Source organism: Amycolatopsis rhizosphaerae (genome assembly GCF_007713715.1).
GTDB classification, from domain to species: domain Bacteria; phylum Actinomycetota; class Actinomycetes; order Mycobacteriales; family Pseudonocardiaceae; genus Amycolatopsis_E; species Amycolatopsis_E rhizosphaerae.
Map to the genome: position 1 here is coordinate 1 of NZ_VJWX01000680.1, position 2,952 is coordinate 2,952.

Here is a 2,952-nt window from a genome sequence, read left to right on the forward strand (position 1 = left end):
GGCGTGCTCGGCGGCGAATTCCGGGCCGGACGGCAGGACGACGGCGGGTTCATGGTGCGGGCCCGCATTCCCGTGGGCAGCGCCTCGTGACCGCACCGATCCGCGTCCTCGTGTGTGACGACCAGGCGCTGATCCGCACCGGGTTCACGACGATCATCGACGCCCAGCCCGACCTCGCGGTGGTCGGCGAGTGCGGCGACGGCCGCGCCGCCGTCGACCTCGCCGGCCGGCTTCGCCCCGACGTCGTGGTGATGGACGTGCGGATGCCGGTCCTCGACGGCATCGAGGCGACCCGCCTGCTGGCAGGCGCCGGGGTGACCGAGCCGGTCAAGGTGCTCGTGGTGACCACGTTCAACCTCGACGAATACGTCTACGAAGCGCTGCGTGCCGGCGCCAGCGGGTTCCTCCTCAAAGACGCCCCGCCGGGACAGCTGCTGAACGGCATCCGGACCGTCGCCACGGGTGCCGCGTTGCTGGCGCCGGAAGTGACGCGCCGGCTCATCGGCCGGTTCGCCGCACGGATCCGGCCGGTGGAGGGCACACCCGAGTCCCGGCTGGCCCCGCGAGAGCTGGAAGTCCTGCGCCTCATCGCGGAGGGCCTCTCCAACAGCGAGATCGCCGCGAACCTGGTGATCAGCCAGGAGACGGTCAAGACCTACGTCTCACGCATCCTCGCCAAACTCGACCTGCGCGACCGCGTCCAGGCAGTCGTCTACGCCTACCGCCATGGCCTGGTGACCTGACCGCGGACCTCTCGCGCCGACGCCTCGCCGGCTGCCAGCCGTCAGGAAAGCGCTTTCACCTCTACGCGTTGGCTGTCGTCGCCGGAGAGGAACGACGCCAGTTCCGCCCCCTGCTCCGCGACGGCGGTGTGCTCCGCCCGGGAGAAACGGCGCAGCGGAGTGACGGTCACGGTGCCCGCCTGCTCGGTCCAGGTCGCGGCGACGCGGCCGTCGACCAGAACGACGCGCGCGCCGGCGACGGACAGCCCGCGGTGGGCGTCGTCGATGATCCGGCTGCGGTCGTCGTAGCCGAGGATCGCGTTGTCGAACGCGGGCAGGAACCGCACCGGGGCGGGTGTGTCGGGGTCGGGGCGCGGCGCGTCCGGGAGGTCGATCAGTTCCCGGCCACGCTCGTCGCGAAAGGTGACCAGCTTGTCGCGGAGTGCGGCGACCGCGTGGGGAAGTCCGGCGAGGCCGGACCACGCGCGCACATCGGCCACGGCGGCGGGTCCGAACGCCGCCAGATAGCGCAGTACCAGCGCTTCGCCGACCGGATCGGAACCCTCCGGGGCAAGCGGGTCGATCTCGCGCCCCAGCCACGAGGAGAGCAATACCGTGCGCACGCCCGCCTTCTTGCGCCACAGTCCGCGCGGTGGCAGCTGCACCACTGGGACGAGAGCGGCGATCACCATCTCTCCCAGCGCCCGTGGTCCCGCGGACGGCCAGCGCGCACCGAGTGTCCGCCCGAGCTCGGCCATCGTGCGTGGCTCGTCGTCGGCCAGCATCGCCCGTGCCGCCGCCGCGAGCTCGTCGAGGTCCACCCCGTCGAACTCGCGGCGGTAGACCCCGAGTACCCGTTGGCGCAGCATGGCGCCGTGGCGGGCCCGCCATGCCAGTGCGTCGGCGGCGGTGACCAGGTGGATCGTGCGGCGCATGAGATGGGTCCGCACCACCCGCCTGCCGGTCACCCCGTCGTCGAGGGTGGCCGGCTCGAAGGCGCGCAGCCGCGCCCACAGCCCGACGAACGGCTCCTGCGGCTCCTGGGCCTGCATGCCGCACAGGTGCGCCACGGCGTCGGGCACCGGCAGGCCGGCGCGATCGAGCAGCAACTGCCGGGCGAGCGTCGCACGGTTGAGCGCCCGGGTGTCCAGCACGGTCATCGGGTCATGCCGCCGCGCGCTCGCCGGCCGACCGACGGCGCAGCGCCGCCTGTTCGATGGCGGGTGGCACATAGGACACGTCGATCGGGCCGATGTCGGTTCCGGGCGGCACGATCCGGTCGATCCGGTCGAGGATCTCGTCGTCGAGGGTGACCTCGGCGCCGGCCAGCAGGTCCTCGAGTTGTTCCATGGTGCGCGGGCCGATGATGGCCGAGGTGACCCCGGGGTGGCTGATGGCGAAGGCCACCGCCAGGTGGGTCAGCGACAGGCCGGCCTCCTTGGCCAGTGGGATGAGTTCCTCGACCGCGTCGAGTTTGCGCTCGTCGGTCATGTGCCTGGGCACCCAGCGCATCCGCTGCGCGTTCCGCACGGACTCGCCCTTGCGGTAGCGGCCGGTGAGCAGGCCCATCGCCAGCGGGCTCCACACCAGCACGCCCATGCCGTAGCGCCGGCAGGCGGGCAGGACCTCACGCTCGATCCCGCGGTTGAGGATGGAGTAGGTGGGCTGCTCGGTGCGGAAGCGCTGCAATCCGTGCCGGTCGGCGGCCCACTGCGCCTCGACGATCTCGGAGGCGGGCAGGTTGGAGGTGCCGATGGCGCGGACCTTGCCGGCGCGCACGAGGTCGGTCAGCGCCGACAGGGTTTCCTCGATGTCGGTCTGCGGGTCGGGGTGGTGGATCTGGTAGAGGTCGATGTGGTCGGTCCGCAGGCGCCGCAGCGAATGCTCGACCCCGGTGACGATCCACCGCCGGGAGCTGCCGCGGCGGTTGACGTCGTCTCCCATCGGACCGTTGACCTTGGTGGCCACCACCACGTCGTCGCGCCTGCCTTGGAGCGCGGCACCCACGATCTCTTCGGTCACACCGTGCGGTCCGTACACGTCGGCGGTGTCGACGAAGTTGATTCCCGCGTCCAGCGCCCGGTGGATGATCCGGACGCAGTCGTCACGGTCGGGGTTGCCGTTCTGGCCGAACAGCATGGTGCCGAGGCAGTAGGGGCTGACGTGGATTCCGGTGCGGCCGAGGGGGCGCATCCTCATGGAGTGTCCTATCGCGTGGTCGGTCGTGGTC

The 2,952-nt window shown here is 71.6% G+C and carries 3 protein-coding genes; 1 reads left to right on the forward strand and 2 read right to left on the reverse strand.

Going from position 1 to position 2,952, the window contains the following annotated elements:
* Window positions 1–86: 86 nt before the first annotated feature.
* Complete coding sequence (locus FNH05_RS35405; RefSeq protein ID WP_144593208.1) at window positions 87–743, forward strand: response regulator; 657 nt, start codon at window positions 87–89, stop codon at window positions 741–743.
* 41 nt (window positions 744–784) lie between these two features.
* Here FNH05_RS35405 and FNH05_RS35410 read toward each other — a convergent pair whose 3' ends face one another.
* Both FNH05_RS35410 and FNH05_RS35415 read right to left on the reverse strand, forming a co-directional pair.
* The gene (locus FNH05_RS35410; RefSeq protein ID WP_144593209.1) at window positions 785–1,882 is read right to left on the reverse strand and encodes a winged helix DNA-binding domain-containing protein; all 1,098 of its coding nucleotides are present in this window, start codon (window positions 1,880–1,882) and stop codon (window positions 785–787) included.
* A gap of 4 nt (window positions 1,883–1,886) precedes the next feature.
* A complete protein-coding gene (locus FNH05_RS35415) occupies window positions 1,887–2,921 on the reverse strand; it encodes an aldo/keto reductase (protein ID WP_144593210.1) in 1,035 nt (344 codons plus the stop codon).
* Window positions 2,922–2,952: the final 31 nt, after the last annotated feature.